Raw genomic sequence first — 16,371 nt, 5'->3', positions numbered from 1 at the left:
ATAAAAAGAGAGGGAATTATCTCCCCTCTCTTTTTTATGTTTATTATAAATTCTTAATTACCATAGCAGTTCCCATTCCGCCGCCTATACATAATGAAGCAAGACCATATTCGAGATTTCTCTTTTTCATTTCATAAAGCAATGTAACGGTGATTCTGTTTCCAGAGGCTCCTATTGGATGTCCTAAAGCAATAGCTCCACCATTTACATTTGTTCTTTCCATAAACCAGTCTTTTGAAAGGCCATATTTTTCTCCGAGTTCTTTTATTACTGCTAATGATTGTGCTGCAAATGCTTCATTTAATTCCAATAATTCCATTGCTTCTAACTTTATGCCTTTCTTTTCAACAAGGTTTGTTATAGCTGCAACAGGACCAATTCCCATTATACTTGGATCAACGCCACCTTGCTCATATGCAACTATTTCTGCTAATGGAGTTAAACCGTATTTCTTTACGGCTTCTTCTGAAGCAAGGATTATTGCACTTGCACCATCGTTGATTCCTGAAGAATTACCTGCTGTTACTGAACCATCTTTTTTAAATGCTGGCCTAAGTTTTGCAAGTGTTTCCTTTGTAGTTCCAAATCTCGGATATTCGTCAGTATCAAATATTATTGTTTCTTTTCTTGTTTTTACTTCTACAGGAACAATTTCATCTTTGAATTTTCCTTCCTTGATTGCTTTTTCAGCTCTTTGCTGACTTGTTGCAGCAAATTCATCCTGTTCTTCTCTTGTAAGATTGTATTTTTCAACAAGGTTTTCTGCTGTAATTCCCATATGATATTGATTAAATACATCTGTTAATCCGTCGTATACCATATGGTCAATCATTTCAATGTTTCCAAATTTTAATCCGGCTCTTGCTTTTGCTGGTAATAACATTGGAGCATTTGACATACTTTCCATACCAGCTGTTACAACAATATCTGAATTACCTAGTTTTATTTCATTTGCGCCAAGCATAATTGCTTTCATACCGCTTCCACATACCATATGAACTGTATATGCAGGTCTGTCTACAGGAATTCCTGCGTATATTGCAGCCTGTCTTCCTGGTCCCATACCCTGACCGGCCATTAATACATTACCAACTATTGTTTGATCAACATCTTCAGGTTTTAATCCAGCCTGCTCTAAAGCACCTTTTATTGCGACAGCACCTAATTCAGCTGCTTTTTTGTCTTTTAATGTTCCAAGAAAACTTCCAATTGCTGTTCTTTTTGCACCTACAATATATACTTTACTCATTATTTATTTCCCCCTTTTTTTACTTTTATTTATTTTTAAAGTATAAGTCCTCCATCTACACCAAGTACTTGACCTGTTATAAATTTAGCTTCATCACTTGCAAGGAAACATACGGCATTTGCTATATCTTCAGGATCCCCCATTTTTCCAAGAGGTGTTTTGCTTACAACATAGTCTATAACCTTTTGAGGTACCACTTCTGTCATAGGAGTTTTTATAAATCCTGGTGCAACTGCGTTAACCCTTACCTGAGCACCCTTTCTTGCAAATTCTTTTGCCCATGTTTTTGTCATTGCAATTACACCACCTTTTGTTGCTGCGTAATTTGTTTGACCAACATTTCCATAAATACCAACTACGGAAGAAATATTTACAATAGCGCCTTTTCCGGCTTTCATCATTTCAGGTGCAAAGAATTGTGTCATATTGAACACACCTTTTAAGTTTACATCAATTACAATATCCCAATCTTCTTCTGACATTTTTTGAATTAATGCATCTCTTGTTATACCAGCATTATTTACAAGTACGTCAACATGTCCTTCTTCTTCCATTACTTTATTTTTAAACTCCTCTATTGCTTTTCTATCGGTTACATTTAATACATAACCCTTTACATTTGAATATTCTTTTTCTAAATCTTTTAATGCTTCTTCATTTAAATCACAAGCATATACTACTTTTGCGCCTTCTTTTGCAAATTTTTCAACCATTGCTTTTCCGAGACCTCTTGCTCCACCTGTTACTATACATACTTTTCCTTCCATTCTCATTTTTTCAACCTCCCATTTATGTTGAATTATTTATTTTTTCCTTCCTGTATTCTTCTGTATAATTCCTGTGCAATATATGAAGCAACATCATCAGCATATGTATTTGGACCAAATCCTGCGTCATAACCTATTTCCTTTACAAGTTCATGTGTAATTCTTGGACCACCGGCTATAAGAATTACTTTATCCCTTATTCCTTCAGCTTCCAATATTTCCACAAGTTCTGTAAGATTCTTTATATGAATATCCTTTTGTGTTACTGTCTGGGATACAAGTAATGCATCTGCATTGAACTCTATAGCCTTTGCAACAAATTCTTCATTTGGAACCTGACTGCCGAGATTTAAAGCTTCAAACATTTCATATCTTTCAAGGCCATAATGCCCTGCATATCCTTTCATGTTCATAATTGCATCTATTCCAACTGTATGTGCATCTGTTCCAGTACTTGCACCAATTACTCTTATTTTTCTTCCGATATTTTTTCTTATAAATTCATCTGTTTCTTCCATTGACCATGTTGTTGATTCAACCTTTGGAACATGGATTGCTGTGTAATCTACTGTATGCGTACAGCTTCCGTAAGCAATTATAAATGTAAAGTCTTTTGTAAGTTCTTTATGATATACAACCATTGGATCTTCGAGCCCCATTTTTTTCATAAGCTGTTTTGCAGCTTCTACAGCTTCATCACCATCTGGAACTGGCAAAGTAAAGCTCAATTGTACTTTACCATCGTTCATAGTATCTCCATATGGTTTTATTGCCTTTAAGTTTAATGTTTTATCAAAATTCTTTTTTTCTGTTGAATATAATCCTCCACTCATGGTCTTTCCGCCTCCAACATCTTTTTGATAAATGGATTAAAGTAATGTGTTCCTTTTTCAAATACACCGTCTAAACCTTTACCGCCGTCTATAGGTCTCTTGATATTTGCAAATGTGCCTTTTGAAAGAGAAACAAACAATCCATCTTTTACCATTTTTTCAAGTAATTCTATTGATTCATCGAGTACTTTTTGTGCTCTTTTCTGGATAATTCCATCTTTTTTGAATTCTATTTCATCACCGATATTTTTTAGGTTATTGAAGATATATCTTGCATTTTCAATTGAAAGATATCTGTCTGACATAAATGGTGTGTGTATTGCTTCTGTTAACATACCAAGCAATTGAATTCCCTGATGTGTCCAGATTGATATAACATTGAATAATGCATCCTGAACATGACCTCTGAAAATATTTCCTGTCATATATTTTGTTGGTGGCATATATTTTAAAGGTGCTTTAGGGAATATTTCTCTTAGCATCTGTGCCTGTGCCAATTCGTATAAAAATCCATTTGTAAGGTCAGGATTCATTTCAAATGCATGTCCTAATCCCATTTGTTCTTCCGGTATTCCTGCCATTAAAGCGAGTTGCTCATTTATTAAATCTGAAGTTAATACAGTATGTGCTTCTTCATAGGCATCAGCTGTTGTAAGATAATTATCTTCGCCAGTATTTATTATAATGCCGGAAAAACCATTTATTACCCTTGAGAAGTATTGGTCAATTATTGTTCTTTGCATATTTATATCTCTAAATAATATTCCATATAATGCATCATTAAGCATTACGTCTAATCTTTCAATAGCTCCCATAGCTGAAATTTCTGGCATACATAATCCTGATGCATAATTAACGAGTCTTATATATCTTCCAACCTCTTCTCCAACTTCATCAAGAGCTTTTCTCATTATTCTGAAGTTTTCCTGTGTTGCCATTGTTCCACCAAATCCTTCTGTAGTAGGGCCATATGGAACAAAATCAAGCAAACTCTGACCAGTAGTTCTAATAACAGCAATTATATCTGCACCCTGTCTTGCTGCAGCCTGGGCCTGAACAACATCTTCATATATATTTCCTGTTGCAACAATTACATATAAATATGGCTGAGGACCTTCTCCGAGTTTTTCTATATATTCATTTCTCTTTTTTCTATTATTTTGTATAAGTTCTATCATTGAGTTCACATAAGGTTCAATAGCTTCTCTAATTTTGTCATCAGAATTTATTTTTAATTTTGAAAGGTCAAGTTCTTCCTTTGCTATTTTTTCAGCTATTTCCTGTGGTGTATAGCCTGTTTCTATTATTGCATTTCCAATTAAATAAGCAGCACCTTCTTTTAATAATCCTTTTTCTTTTATATGGTCTACAACTACGTTTGGTAATGGAACTTCATTTTCATCTACTCCATCTATTCCCAATAATCTACATACAGTTCTTTCTACTGAAACTGTGGAACGTTTATCTACGAAATTTTGAACATCTTCAGCTATTTTCCTTGCAAGACTTCTTGCATATTCAACCTTTTTAAAATCAAGTCCTAATTTACTCATGGAATGTTTCCTCCTTTTTTATTCTTTCAATAGTATCGAGTAACTCTTTGTCAATATTCAAAAGTCTGGCTATTGTTATTGCTTCTTCAGGAACTATTTCTTCGTTTTCCTCGATTAATGAATAATCGATTATTTCGGTTATATTTTCAGGATTTATATTTTCTGTTAGTTTTTCCTTTTTTATTCCTTTTATTCTTAGTTTTCTAATCCCTTTATCTGCAACGTTATTAAAGTGTGTAGTGATAAGAGATATGGATTTTTTATTGTTTAATATTTCTATGACGCCCTTTACTATTAATTTGCCTTCATGTGGATTCGTGTTTCTTGCAAGTTCATCAAGGAGTATAAGAGCATTTTCATCAGTTTTGATATATTTTAGTATTTCGTTAATTTTTAGCATTTCTGCTGCATATGATGAAAGACCTGAGAATAATGATTGATAATCACCGGAAATAAGAAAGATTTTATTGACAGGATATAGCTTTGCGCTTTTTGCTGGTATATAAAATCCATATTGAAACAAATTTTGCAATAAAGCTATGGTTTTTAATATTACTGTTTTTCCTGTCATATTGGCTCCGGTAATTAATGTAACTCCGGGTTTTAAGGTTATATCAACGGGCTGATACTCTTTATGTTCTTCTTCCAGTTTTTCTTTTATAACAGGATTAAACATCCCTTTTATTTCATATGTTTCTGATATTTCCGGTTTTGTAAGATTAAACTTTTTGGTAAAATAAGCTTTAGCAATTGTAAAATCCAATTCCGCTATATCTCTCAATCCCTGTTCTATATCAGAAGCATACGTTCTTAATTTCTTAGAAAGTTCTTCTCTTATCTCATCTTCAATTTGCATTTCTAATTCATATAGTTGTTCTCGTTCTTCTTCATTATCAGTCTTTTTTCTTTTTTTTCTTATTTCTGATAATTCATGTGAGTATGAATCATAGATATAGAATGTTGATAATCTATTTCCATCTGGATCGAGGATATTTATTACTTCATTTAGAGTTGGAAATGAAAGAAAATCCAAAGGATTTATTTTTTTAATTTCTTCATATGTAAGAGCAAATGATTTTAATTCAAATAATTCAATATCGTCAAGTATATAACCGGATTTTAATCTTTCAGTTGTTCCAGAGATATCCTTTATATTCATTAATTTTAGTTTTATATTTTCTATTGTATCTTTTTTATTCTCATAAGCTTTTATAGCTTTTTCAAGCTTGATAATTTCATTGTTTATTTCATCTTTTGATTTAAGAAATTCTATATTTCTTAAAAATTTTTGTCCCAGAGGGGTTATTATTTCCAGTTTTTTAAAAAGATATTCTAATTCAACCATAATTTATCTTCCCTTACATTTATTATTGGAAGGTTTATATGCTCTTTTAATCTTTCTTTTATTACTTTTGAATCAAGCATATAGCCTCGTGGTGAATATGGGTTTATTGTTATTGCAATTAAATTTGTTTTTTGCAATACCGATATCTTTCCCCCTTTTTTTATAAATCTTCTGTATGTTTCAGGGGTTATGAATATCTTTGTGAAATCATTTACTATTATTTCAGTTTCGTTTAATCCCTTTTGTTTTGTAAGATAATCAAGGAATTTATCGGTTAATGCACCTGTTATATATATCTTTTTACCATATTCCAATATATGTTTGTCGAGCGATTTAAAGGATAGTAATGATTTTATGGGCAATTTTGTTATTTTATTATTATCTATAACATATACTCCATCTTCTACTTCTGGAATTTTACCGTTATATTTTTCAAGTTGTATCATTTCTACCACATGCTTTGTTTTTTTTACTAATTCGTTTATATTTATTGTTAATGCTGCTCCTGTTGCAAGAATCATTGCGTCAGTTATAGTGGGAGAAGCGGGGCTGAGCCTTGATAGCGCCCCATCTACCAAAACCTGTTCAGCCCCAAGCTCAAGCATTTTATTAATCACTTTCTTTATATTTTTTGTGTTTTGAGGACCTGCTAATATAATCTTTCCTCTTTCTTTAGCTTTTGCAATTACTATTCTTCCAATAGATGTACGTATATCTTCAATGCTTAATATTTCAGCAAGGAATCTTTTTTGTCTGTAGAATTTCTCGGCAGTAGCAAATATTGTTCCTTCTATTATTTCAATTTCTGGTTTAGGTGTAGAGGTTACCTGATCTATGGATTCACCATCTATACCTATTGAGGTTAATCCGAGTTTTTTATTTATATGTTTTATAATGTAATTTAATGTTTCGGTCTTTCCCGTATTTTTTTCGAGACCAACTACAGAGACGCTTTTATATTCCAATTTGCAAATCTCCCTTATTAATTTTTAAATAATACAAGTGCTTCTCCATCTACAGCAATATCACCATTTTCATTGAAAATTTGAGTTGTAAGCAATAGCCTTGATTTTGCTTCTATTTTTTCTTTTACTGTTATTTTTATTGTGATTTCTTCATCGATATATATAGGTTTTAAAAATTTTGTATCCTGCTTCATATATATTGTTCCAGGGCCTGGAAATTCCATTCCCAAAACAGCTGAAATTAAACCTACACTTAAAATTCCATGTGCGATTCTCTTTTTAAATATTGTTTTGCTTGCATATTCTTCATCGAGATGCACAGGGTTTTTATCCCCTGTGATCTCGGCAAAGGTTTCAACCATATGTGCTGTTATTTTCCTTTTTACTTCATATATCTGACCTAATTTTATTTCATCATACTTCATTTTTTATCACCCAAATGTTCATATTTTTCCCTCAATTTAGCTCTTTCATGTCTTTCAAGATGGCTTGGTTCAAGACTGATTCTTTCTTTATTATCAAATAATCCCGCTACACCGTACCATTTATATTTTTCTCTATATTCTGAATCATCTACATCTGTTGAAGTATCTTCTGGTTCATGATATGTTGTAATTACGCCTTCATAATTTCTCAGGATAACTGTATGATCTGTTTGAGAAATAAGATAGTTTGGCATTAATCTAATCTTACCTCCGCCACCTGGTGCGTCAACAACAAATGATGGAACTGCGAATCCAGAAGTATGTCCTATTAATGATTCCATTATTTCAAGACCTTTGGCAACAGATGTTCTGAAGTGTTCTATTCCCTGTGAAAGGTCACATTGATAGATGTAGTAAGGTCTTACTCTTATTTTTACCAATTCATGCATTAATGCCATCATGATATATCTGCTATCGTTTACACCTCTTAATAATACTGTCTGATTTCCAACAGGAATACCTGCATCTACAAGTTTTCTAACTGCTTCAGTTGATTCTGGTGTAATTTCTTTTGGATGATTGAAATGTGTGTTTAACCATATTGGATGGTATTTCTTTAACATATTTACCAATTCATCTGTAATTATCTGTGGGAATACAACAGGTGTTCTTGACCCAATTCTTATAATTTCGACATGAGGTATCTTTCTAAGTTCACTAATGATGTATTCAAGCATTGGTACCCCAACCATTAAAGCATCTCCACCAGATAATAATACATCTCTTACCTGTGGTGTATTTCTTATATATTCAATTGCTGCGTTAATATCATCCATACTTTTATGTGCATCTGTTTGTCCAGCAAATCTTCTTCTTGTACAGTGTCTACAATACATTGAACACATATCTGTAATTAAGAAAAGTACTCTATCAGGATATCTATGTGTCAATCCAGGTGCAGGTGAATCTTCATCTTCATGAAGAGGATCAACCATATCCCACATGCTTTTTACCAATTCTTTAGATGTTGGTACTGCCTGTCTTCTTATTGGACATTTTGGATCATCTGGGTCCATTAATGACGCATAATATGGTGTAATTGCCATTCTTAATGTTTTTAATGCATTTCTTATTCCTTCTTCTTCATCGGGAGTTAGGTTTATTACCTGTTTTAATGTATCAACGTCTGTTATTCTGTTTCTCATTTGCCAGTGCCAATCATTCCATTCCTCTTCCGTTACATCTTTCCATAATGGTATTTCTGTATAATGTCGCCTTTTAGCCATTTTAACGTCTCCTTTCTTTTCTTCTTTTTTGATATTTAAATATATAATTTTTCAAACAGTTCTCTAATTTCCTTTGATTCCCTTAAAATATCAAGGGTTAATTCAGCATGTCCTTTTGTATATCCGTTTCCTATAATCATTGTTATATCTTTTCCAACACCTTCAGCACCAAGTGCGGCTTTTGTAAATGATGTTGCCATAGAGAAGAAATAAACTGTACCTTCATCTTTTGTTATTAATATTGATGACATTTCGGTATTTGGTACATTTACGTTATTTATTGTGATATCACAATATTTTCCTCCTGTTACATCTAATACTTTTTCATATATGTCTACAGGTTTTGTAGCATCTGCAACAATTACTTCATGTGCAAGGTTCATATCTTTAATTCTTTTGGCATTCTCTTCTGAATATTCTACAACTATAACTTTTCCAGTATTACCAGCATTTTTCATAGCCTGATATGAACACAATACCCCTGATTTTCCTCCACCACCGATAATACAAACAGTATCTCCTTCATTTACGAGCTTGTTTACCTGTGCTGGTGCTCCAGCAACATCTAATGCTGCAAGAGCTAATTTTTCTGGTATATCTTCTGGCAATACTGCATATAATCCAGTTTCAAATAATATTGCCTGTCCTTCAATATCAACCTGGTCATTTTCTATGTTAATCTTTTTGATTTTTTCAATCTTTAATGGTGTTAAGGATAAAGATACAAGTGTAGCGATTTTGTCTCCAACCTTTAATTTTTTGTCTGGAAAATCAGGTCCAATTTCTTTAACTATACCAATTAACATTCCACCAGAACCTGTAACTGGATTTTGCATTTTTCCTCTTTCATTTACTATGTCAAGAATCATCTTTTCCATTTTTTCTACATCATGATCACATGCTTCTTTGATTTGAGTAAAGCTTGCTGAATCGATATTTAATGTAATTACATCAATCAATATTTCATTAGAATAAATTTCCATTGTGTTATCAATTTTTTTAGCTGCTTGTGGTAATAATCCTTTTGGTTCTATAACTCTGTGTGTACCAAATGGACAACCTTTTTTCATTATTTTCCCTCCATTATTTTCTTTTTATATTTAAAATTTCTCTTGCTTCATCTGGTGTTGCTACTTCTCTCCCCAATTCTTTTGCCAATCTTACAATTCTTTCTACTAATTGAGCATTGGATTTTGCCAATTCTCCTTTTTTATAGTAGATATTATCTTCAAATCCAACTCTTACATGTCCCCCCATTAATATTGCATGAACAGCAAGTGGAAGTTCGTATCTCCCTATTCCAGCAACTGTCCATGTGCTTCCCTGCGGGATTCGGCTAACAAGATATACCAAATCCTCAATATCTCCAGGTATAGCTCCAGGAACCCCCATAACAAAATCAAAATGGATAGGCATATCTAGCAGACCCTTTTTTACCAATCTCAACGCATTTGCAATATGACCTCTTTCGAACACTTCTATTTCCGGTTTTATTCCTCTTTCCTTCATTTCTGCTGCAAATTTTTCCATGTATTCCTGCGTATTCATAAATACATCTTCACCAAAATTTGTTGTTCCAGCAGAAAGGGTTGCCATTTCTGGATTTAATTCAAGTGGTTGTTTTCTTTGTTCGAAAGTATGATATACCGCTCCCCCAGTAGATGGTTGAAAAATCATATTGCATTTTGCTTCTATTTTTTCTTTTATTTCTTTATATACTTCATAGGATTGTGTGGGTTTTCCATCTTCATCTCTTGCATGAACGTGGGCAATTGATGCTCCTGCAAGATAACATTCATAAGCAGCTTCTGCAATTTCATTAGGTGTAACAGGGAGATTTGGCTGTTGTTCTTTTGTAACCTCTGCACCTGTTAAAGCAACTGTGATTATCAATTTATCCATTTTCTTTTCCCTTCCTTTGTTTGTCTTTTGGTACTACACATGTACCACTTGCTCTACAAACAACTATAGGCTCTTCAAGATAATCTGCAGCTGAATCAGAGATATCTGGTCTTGGAGCAATTACCTTTCTTGCTTCAAACACCATTTTTCTTGATGTATTTCCAACCTTTACTATTTCTCCAACTGCTTCTATATAATCACCTGCATATACAGGAGCTATAAATTCTATATTGTCATATGCTTTAAATAATCCTTCATCTCCATCGTGTCTTATTAAAAGTTCTGTTGCCACATCTCCAAAGAGTTGTAAAATTCTCGCGCCATCAACAAGATTTCCACCATAATGTGCATCATGTAAACTCATTCTTACTCTTATCATTACTTTTTCACCCATATTTTAAACCTCCATCGTTTTTAAATCTTCTGGAATTATAAGTTCAGCATCAGTTATTTCTTTTAATTCTTCTAATGTAATATCTGGAGCAATTTCTTTTAATAATAAACCATTATCAACAGGCTCTATTACAGCATATTCAGTAACTATTAAATTTACTCTTCTAACTGAAGTAAGAGGGAGATCGCATTTTTTTACTATTTTAGGTTTTCCTTTTGCTGTATGAGTCATAGCTACTATAACCTTTTTAGCTCCAGTAACAAGATCCATCGCTCCACCCATACCTGGAATTAATTTTCCTGGAACCATCCAGTTTGCTAAATGACCTTCTTCATCAACCTGTAACCCTCCTAAAACAGTGAAATCGAGATGACCTCCTCTAATTAAGGCAAATGAAAATGCTGTATCAAACACCATTGCACCTGGTAAGGTATCAATATATTTTGCGCCAGCATTTGTCAAATCAGGATTTGCAATTTCTTCTGGTACTTCAGATCCAATTCCTAATACACCGTTTTCTCCATGAAAGAATATATTCATATCTTTTGGAACGTAATTAGCAACTAATGTTGGTAATCCAATTCCAAGATTTACTATATTTCCTGGTTTAAATTCTTTTGCTACTCTTTTAGCAATTCTTTCTTTTGCATTCATTATTCTCTCCCCCTTATTACAACATAATCAACAAGTGCTCCAGGGAATTGCACTTCTTCAGGTGTAATTGTACCTACTGGAACCAATTCATCTACTTCAACAATTACAGTATCTGCTGCCATTGCAATTATAGGGTTAAAATTACTTGCAGTAAATGAAAATGTAAGGTTTCCAAGATGATCAGCTTTTTTGGCTTTAACAAGTGCAACCTTTGCTCTTATTGCCTTTTCAAGAATATATTTTTTTCCATCAATTTCTATTATTTGCTTTCCTTCTTCAACAATAGTTCCAATACCTGTAGGGGTAAGAATGCCGCCAAGACCAACTCCACCTGCTCTTATCTGTTCTATTAATGTTCCCTGAGGAACAAGTTCAACTTCAAGTTCTTTTTCAATCATCTGTCTCTGTGTTTCTTTATTTGTTCCAATGTGTGAAGTTACAACCTTTTTAGCAAGTTTGTTGTATATAAGTCTTCCGATTCCTTTTGTTTCAAAGGATGTGTCATTACAGATAATTGTTAAATCTTTTTTCTTTTGCTTAATAATTTCGTCTATAAGCGTTTCTGGAGTTCCAATTGTTAAGAATCCTCCAATCATAATTGAATCGCCATCATTAATAACTTTAATGGCCTCTTCCGCCTTAACAACTTTCAACTGAATCACCTCTTTTTTTAAATTTCGATGAAAAATATTTCATTCATATTATATCAGTTTTTACAAACAGATAAAAATATAGTTTCAACTAAATAATCATTATTAATAGTCTTAAATCATTCTTAATTATGTGAAATGAATCTTTTCTCACTTTCACAAATTGTTACATAGAACTATAGCTAAATAAAAAATTTTTTTAGAACATTGTGAAAAAAGAAGCAGAGTTTTCATAAAGTAAATAAAATATGAAGAGATTGTGTTATAATTAAATTATAAAAATCATAATTTTTTAGGGGGGAGAAAAATGGCTTACTATCTTGCAATTGATGAAGGAACAAGCAGTACAAGAACGTTATTGTTTGATGAAAAATTTAACCTTATAGACTTTTCTCAAAAAGAAATAAATATGTATTATCCAAAACCTGGATGGGTAGAGCAGGATGCTGAAGAATTGTATCAAAAAACTGAAGAAACAATGTTAGAAGTTTTAGAAAAGAACAATATATCCTGGAATGAAATAATTGGGATTGGAATTACAAATCAAAGGGAAACTGTTGTAGCCTGGGATAAAAACACAGGAAAAGCTTTAACTCGAGCAATAGTATGGCAATGTAGGAGGACAGATGAATTAATTAATAGATATTCTGCATCATTCTGGAATGAAGTAAAGAGGAAAACAGGATTGGTAAAGGATCCATATTTTTCAGGTTCAAAAATAGTGTGGATGATAGAAAATGTTCCAGCAGTTAAAGAAGCATATGAAAATGGAAATTTAAAAGTGGGAACAATAGAATCCTGGTTGGCATTTAAACTTTCTGGAAAACATATTAGTGATCTTTCAAATGCTTCCAGAACGCAATTGTTAAATATACATACATTAGATTGGGATGATGAAATATTAAACACATTTGGTATTAAAAAAGATATTCTGCCTCAGTTGGTTAATACAGCTATTGAAGGTGGAATTGAAACGAAATTTGGCCCAAAAATTTATGGAATGATTGGTGACCAGCAATCTGCATTATTTGGACAAAGAGCATTTGAAATTGGTGATTCAAAATGTACTTATGGAACAGGTGCTTTTGTATTAATGAATTCAGGTAATACCCCACCCAAACCACATCCAGGATTATTAACTTCAATTGGTTGGAAAATTAAAGATGAAACTATTTATTCTCTTGAAGGAAGTATATTTACCGTTGGTGCATTCTTTAAATGGTTAAAAGATATAGAGATTATAGATGATTATCCTGATCTTGAAAAATATTCTCTTGATAATGACAACGGAGGAGTTTATATTGTTCCAGCATTAAGTGGTCTTGGAACACCATATTGGGATGCAGATGCAAGAGGTTTAATAATAGGGTTAACCAGAGGTACTAAAAAAGAAAATATAATCAGGGCTGCTTTGGAATCAGTAGCTTTTAGTGTTAGAGATGTTATAGACTCAATGCAGGAAGCAGTATGGACAAAGATTAAAAAAATGAATGTTGATGGTGGAGCTACAAAAAATAAATTATTGATGAAAATACAAAGTGATTTGTTAAATGCAGAGATATTTGTTCCAGAATTTCAGGAGATAACAGCATTAGGTGCAGCATTTATGGCAGCAATTGGTTCAGAAAATCTTTCTATTAATGAAATAAAAAATTTGCAATTTTCAGGTATAAAGATAATGCCAGAAGAGAATGAAAAATTAGAAAGGGATTATTATATCTGGAAGGAGGCAGTATTAAGATCAAAAGGCTGGATAAAATCAACGAACATAAACTTTTAGAAATAGCAAGAGTAATAGCAGAATATACATTTCCTGGAATGAATATCCTTTTATATGGAGATTTAGGTACAGGAAAAACTACTTTTACCAAAGGATTTATCAGAAGTTATTTAGGTGATGAAGAGATAAACGTTACATCACCCACTTTTGCGTTAGTTAGAATATATGAAAATTCTGTAAAAATATATCATGCGGATTTATACAGGTTATCTGATCCAGAGGAAATACCTTATGTAGGTTTATTCGATGATTCTGACGGAATATATTTAATAGAATGGCCTGAAAGATTAGAATATTATATGCCTGACGAATATCTAAAAATACAATTATATTACAATGAAAATATAGAATATAGAGATATAGAAATATCATATGTTGGAGAAAAATACGAAAAAACATTTGAAAAAATAAAGGAGGAATTACAATGAAGATAGGAATTTTAGGGTTACCTATGACAGGAAAAACAACAATATTCTCGTTATTGACAAATAAACCATATGACGGAACATATAAGCAAGATGCAGAAGAAAGAATTGCTAATGTTAGAGACGAAAGGATTGAAAAACTTACAGAAATGTATAATCCTAAAAAAACAGTATATGCAACATTGAACTTTATAGATATTCCAAGTTATAATCCATCAGCCGACAGAAAAGAAAAAAATAGAATCTTACAGATGATACAAACTGTTGATGCTATTATACTTGTTATTAGAGCATTTGAAAATGATGCGGTTCCATTTCCAGAAGGTTCAGAAACACCTTTAGATCAACTTGATACATTAAAGACAGAAATGATAATTAGAGATCTTGAAGTAGTTGAAAATAGATTGTCAAGATTAATAGAACAAAATAAAAAGAAGAAACCTACCAAAGAGGAAGAGAGACAGGTAAAAATATTGGAAGAGATTAAACCTGTACTTGAAGATGGAAAATTTGCATCAAAGGTTGAATTATCAGATGAAGATAAAAAATTAATAAGCTCTCTTGCATTATTTACATTAAAACCAATAATCGTAGTTGTAAATGTTGATGAAAATCAATTGATGGAAAAGAATTATCCAGGAAAAGAAGAATTAATGAAAACATGTAAGGAAGAAAATTTTGCATATATTGAAATATGTGGTAAAACCGAAGCAGACCTCATAGAATTAGACGAAGAAGAAAGAAAAGAATTTATGGAAGAATTGGGAATTGAAAGACCAGGAATCGATAGGTTGTCTAAAACAGTATATGATCATTTAGGTTTAATCACATTCTTTACAGTTGGTGAAGATGAAGTAAGAGCATGGACAATTAATAAAGGAACTACAATGAAAAGAGCAGCAGGTAAAATACATTCAGATCTTGAAAAAGGTTTTGTAAAAGCAGAAGTAATGCACTACGATGATTTAATAAGACTAGGAAGCGAAGATGAAGTGAAAAAAGCAGGATTATGGAGATTAGCTGGTAAAGAAGAAATTGTAGAAGATGGAGAAATATTAACCATAAGAGCAAATGCTTAAGTGTTTATGGAGGGAGAAATGAGAAAACCATTATACAAAGTAGAAGATTTTGATTATCATTTGCCTGAGGAATATATAGCTCAAAAACCAGCAGAACCAAGAGATTCTTCAAGGTTAATGGTATTAAATAGAAATATCAGAACTATAGAACATAAAATTTTTAGAAATATAATTGATTACTTAAAACCTGGAGATTTAATGGTATTAAACAATACAAAAGTAATTCCAGCAAGATTATATGGTCGGAAAACAACAGGTGCAAAGGTTGAAGTATTATTGCTCGAGAAAACACACGAAGAAAATACATGGAAAGCACTTGTTAAACCCGGTTCAAAATTAAAAAAAGGTGCAGAAATAAAATTTTCTGACCATCTATATGCTAAAATAATAGAACATAATAGCGATGGTTCAAGAATTATTCATTTTACATCTGATAAAGATGTATGGGAAGAAATTGAAAGAGTTGGAAATATGCCTTTGCCACCATATATAAAAAGCACTGATGTTCCAGGTGAAAGGTATCAAACAGAATATGCGAAAATTCAGGGAGCTGTTGCGGCACCAACAGCAGGGTTGCATTTTACAAAGGAATTATTAAATAAGATAAAAGAAAAAGGAATTGAATTTGCTGAAGTAACTCTTCATGTTGGTCTTGGTACATTTAGGCCTGTAAAAGTGGATAATATAGAAGAACATGAAATGCATGAGGAGTATTATGAAGTTCCAGCAGAAACAATGAAAAAAATACGTGAATATAGACAAAATAAAGGAAGAATAATCAGTGTAGGAACTACTGTGGTTAGAACACTTGAAACAATAGCACAACTTCCAGAACAGGAATCCTATATGGGGACTACGGATATATTTATATATCCGCCATATGAATTTAAATTAATAGATGCATTGATAACCAATTTTCATTTACCAAAATCCACACTTTTAATGCTTGTTGCAGCATTTGGAGGATATGATTTTATAATGGAAGCATATAAAAAGGCTGTTGAAGAAAAATATAGATTCTTTTCATTTGGTGATTCAATGTTCATATATTGATATTCAGAGGG

The 16,371-nt window shown here is 32.3% G+C and carries 17 protein-coding genes; 4 read left to right on the top strand and 13 right to left on the bottom strand.

Annotation, left to right across the window (positions count from 1 at the left end):
- Positions 1-43: 43 nt before the first annotated feature.
- Genes XO11_RS02500 through XO11_RS02440 form a run of 13 tightly spaced genes read right to left on the bottom strand, consistent with a single transcriptional unit; the run spans position 44 to position 12,026 of the window.
- A complete protein-coding gene (locus tag XO11_RS02500; protein WP_014296000.1) occupies positions 44-1,249 on the bottom strand; it encodes an acetyl-CoA C-acetyltransferase in 1,206 nt (401 codons plus the stop codon).
- A 35-nt stretch (positions 1,250-1,284) separates the two neighbouring features.
- Positions 1,285-2,022 carry a 3-oxoacyl-[acyl-carrier-protein] reductase gene (gene fabG / locus XO11_RS02495; protein WP_014295999.1) on the bottom strand — a complete coding sequence of 246 codons (738 nt, stop codon included), beginning with the start codon at positions 2,020-2,022 and terminating at the stop codon, positions 1,285-1,287.
- 26 nt (positions 2,023-2,048) lie between these two features.
- Positions 2,049-2,849, bottom strand: a complete 801-nt coding sequence (locus XO11_RS02490; protein WP_075780304.1) for an OAM dimerization domain-containing protein — start codon at positions 2,847-2,849, stop codon at positions 2,049-2,051.
- Complete coding sequence (locus tag XO11_RS02485) at positions 2,846-4,402, bottom strand: lysine 5,6-aminomutase subunit alpha (RefSeq protein ID WP_014295997.1); 1,557 nt, start codon at positions 4,400-4,402, stop codon at positions 2,846-2,848. The genes XO11_RS02490 and XO11_RS02485 overlap by 4 nt, the downstream gene beginning before the upstream one ends.
- A complete protein-coding gene (locus XO11_RS02480) occupies positions 4,395-5,747 on the bottom strand; it encodes a DNA mismatch repair protein MutS (protein WP_075780302.1) in 1,353 nt (450 codons plus the stop codon). The genes XO11_RS02485 and XO11_RS02480 overlap by 8 nt, the downstream gene beginning before the upstream one ends.
- The gene (locus XO11_RS02475; protein ID WP_075780301.1) at positions 5,735-6,712 is read right to left on the bottom strand and encodes a hypothetical protein; all 978 of its coding nucleotides are present in this window, start codon (positions 6,710-6,712) and stop codon (positions 5,735-5,737) included. Before XO11_RS02475 ends, XO11_RS02480 begins: the two co-directional genes overlap by 13 nt.
- 17 nt (positions 6,713-6,729) lie before the next feature.
- Entirely contained in the window at positions 6,730-7,137 is a 408-nt protein-coding gene (locus tag XO11_RS02470; RefSeq protein ID WP_014295994.1) for a MaoC family dehydratase, read from the bottom strand.
- A complete protein-coding gene (gene ablA / locus XO11_RS02465) occupies positions 7,134-8,423 on the bottom strand; it encodes a lysine 2,3-aminomutase (protein ID WP_014295993.1) in 1,290 nt (429 codons plus the stop codon). The genes XO11_RS02470 and ablA overlap by 4 nt, the downstream gene beginning before the upstream one ends.
- Before the next feature lie 35 nt (positions 8,424-8,458).
- Entirely contained in the window at positions 8,459-9,493 is a 1,035-nt protein-coding gene (locus tag XO11_RS02460) for a zinc-binding dehydrogenase (RefSeq protein ID WP_014295992.1), read from the bottom strand.
- A gap of 13 nt (positions 9,494-9,506) precedes the next feature.
- On the bottom strand, positions 9,507-10,325 hold the full coding sequence (locus XO11_RS02455; protein WP_014295991.1) for a 3-keto-5-aminohexanoate cleavage protein: 819 nt from the start codon (positions 10,323-10,325) through the stop codon (positions 9,507-9,509).
- The gene (locus XO11_RS02450; RefSeq protein ID WP_014295990.1) at positions 10,318-10,719 is read right to left on the bottom strand and encodes a hotdog domain-containing protein; all 402 of its coding nucleotides are present in this window, start codon (positions 10,717-10,719) and stop codon (positions 10,318-10,320) included. The genes XO11_RS02455 and XO11_RS02450 overlap by 8 nt, the downstream gene beginning before the upstream one ends.
- A 3-nt stretch (positions 10,720-10,722) precedes the next feature.
- On the bottom strand, positions 10,723-11,373 hold the full coding sequence (locus XO11_RS02445; protein ID WP_014295989.1) for a 3-oxoacid CoA-transferase subunit B: 651 nt from the start codon (positions 11,371-11,373) through the stop codon (positions 10,723-10,725).
- On the bottom strand, positions 11,373-12,026 hold the full coding sequence (locus tag XO11_RS02440; RefSeq protein WP_014295988.1) for a CoA transferase subunit A: 654 nt from the start codon (positions 12,024-12,026) through the stop codon (positions 11,373-11,375). The genes XO11_RS02445 and XO11_RS02440 overlap by 1 nt, the downstream gene beginning before the upstream one ends.
- 304 nt (positions 12,027-12,330) lie before the next feature.
- Here XO11_RS02440 and XO11_RS02435 point away from each other — a divergent pair, with 304 nt between their 5' ends.
- The 4 genes from XO11_RS02435 to queA are packed head-to-tail and all read left to right on the top strand — an operon-like array spanning position 12,331 to position 16,360.
- Positions 12,331-13,803 (top strand): glycerol kinase GlpK, encoded by a 1,473-nt coding sequence (locus XO11_RS02435; RefSeq protein WP_014295987.1) that lies wholly within the window; start codon positions 12,331-12,333, stop codon positions 13,801-13,803.
- 38 nt (positions 13,804-13,841) lie between these two features.
- Positions 13,842-14,231, top strand: coding sequence for a tRNA (adenosine(37)-N6)-threonylcarbamoyltransferase complex ATPase subunit type 1 TsaE (gene tsaE / locus XO11_RS02430; RefSeq protein WP_050899148.1), 390 nt, complete (start codon positions 13,842-13,844; stop codon positions 14,229-14,231).
- A complete protein-coding gene (ychF, locus tag XO11_RS02425; protein ID WP_175418112.1) occupies positions 14,228-15,307 on the top strand; it encodes a redox-regulated ATPase YchF in 1,080 nt (359 codons plus the stop codon). Before tsaE ends, ychF begins: the two co-directional genes overlap by 4 nt.
- A gap of 18 nt (positions 15,308-15,325) precedes the next feature.
- The gene (gene queA / locus XO11_RS02420; RefSeq protein ID WP_014295984.1) at positions 15,326-16,360 is read left to right on the top strand and encodes a tRNA preQ1(34) S-adenosylmethionine ribosyltransferase-isomerase QueA; all 1,035 of its coding nucleotides are present in this window, start codon (positions 15,326-15,328) and stop codon (positions 16,358-16,360) included.
- Positions 16,361-16,371 lie beyond the last annotated feature (11 nt).

The organism is Marinitoga sp. 1138 (assembly GCF_013363265.1).
GTDB classification, from domain to species: Bacteria; Thermotogota; Thermotogae; order Petrotogales; family Petrotogaceae; genus Marinitoga; species Marinitoga piezophila.
This window is presented reverse-complemented; position numbering and strand designations above follow the sequence as displayed.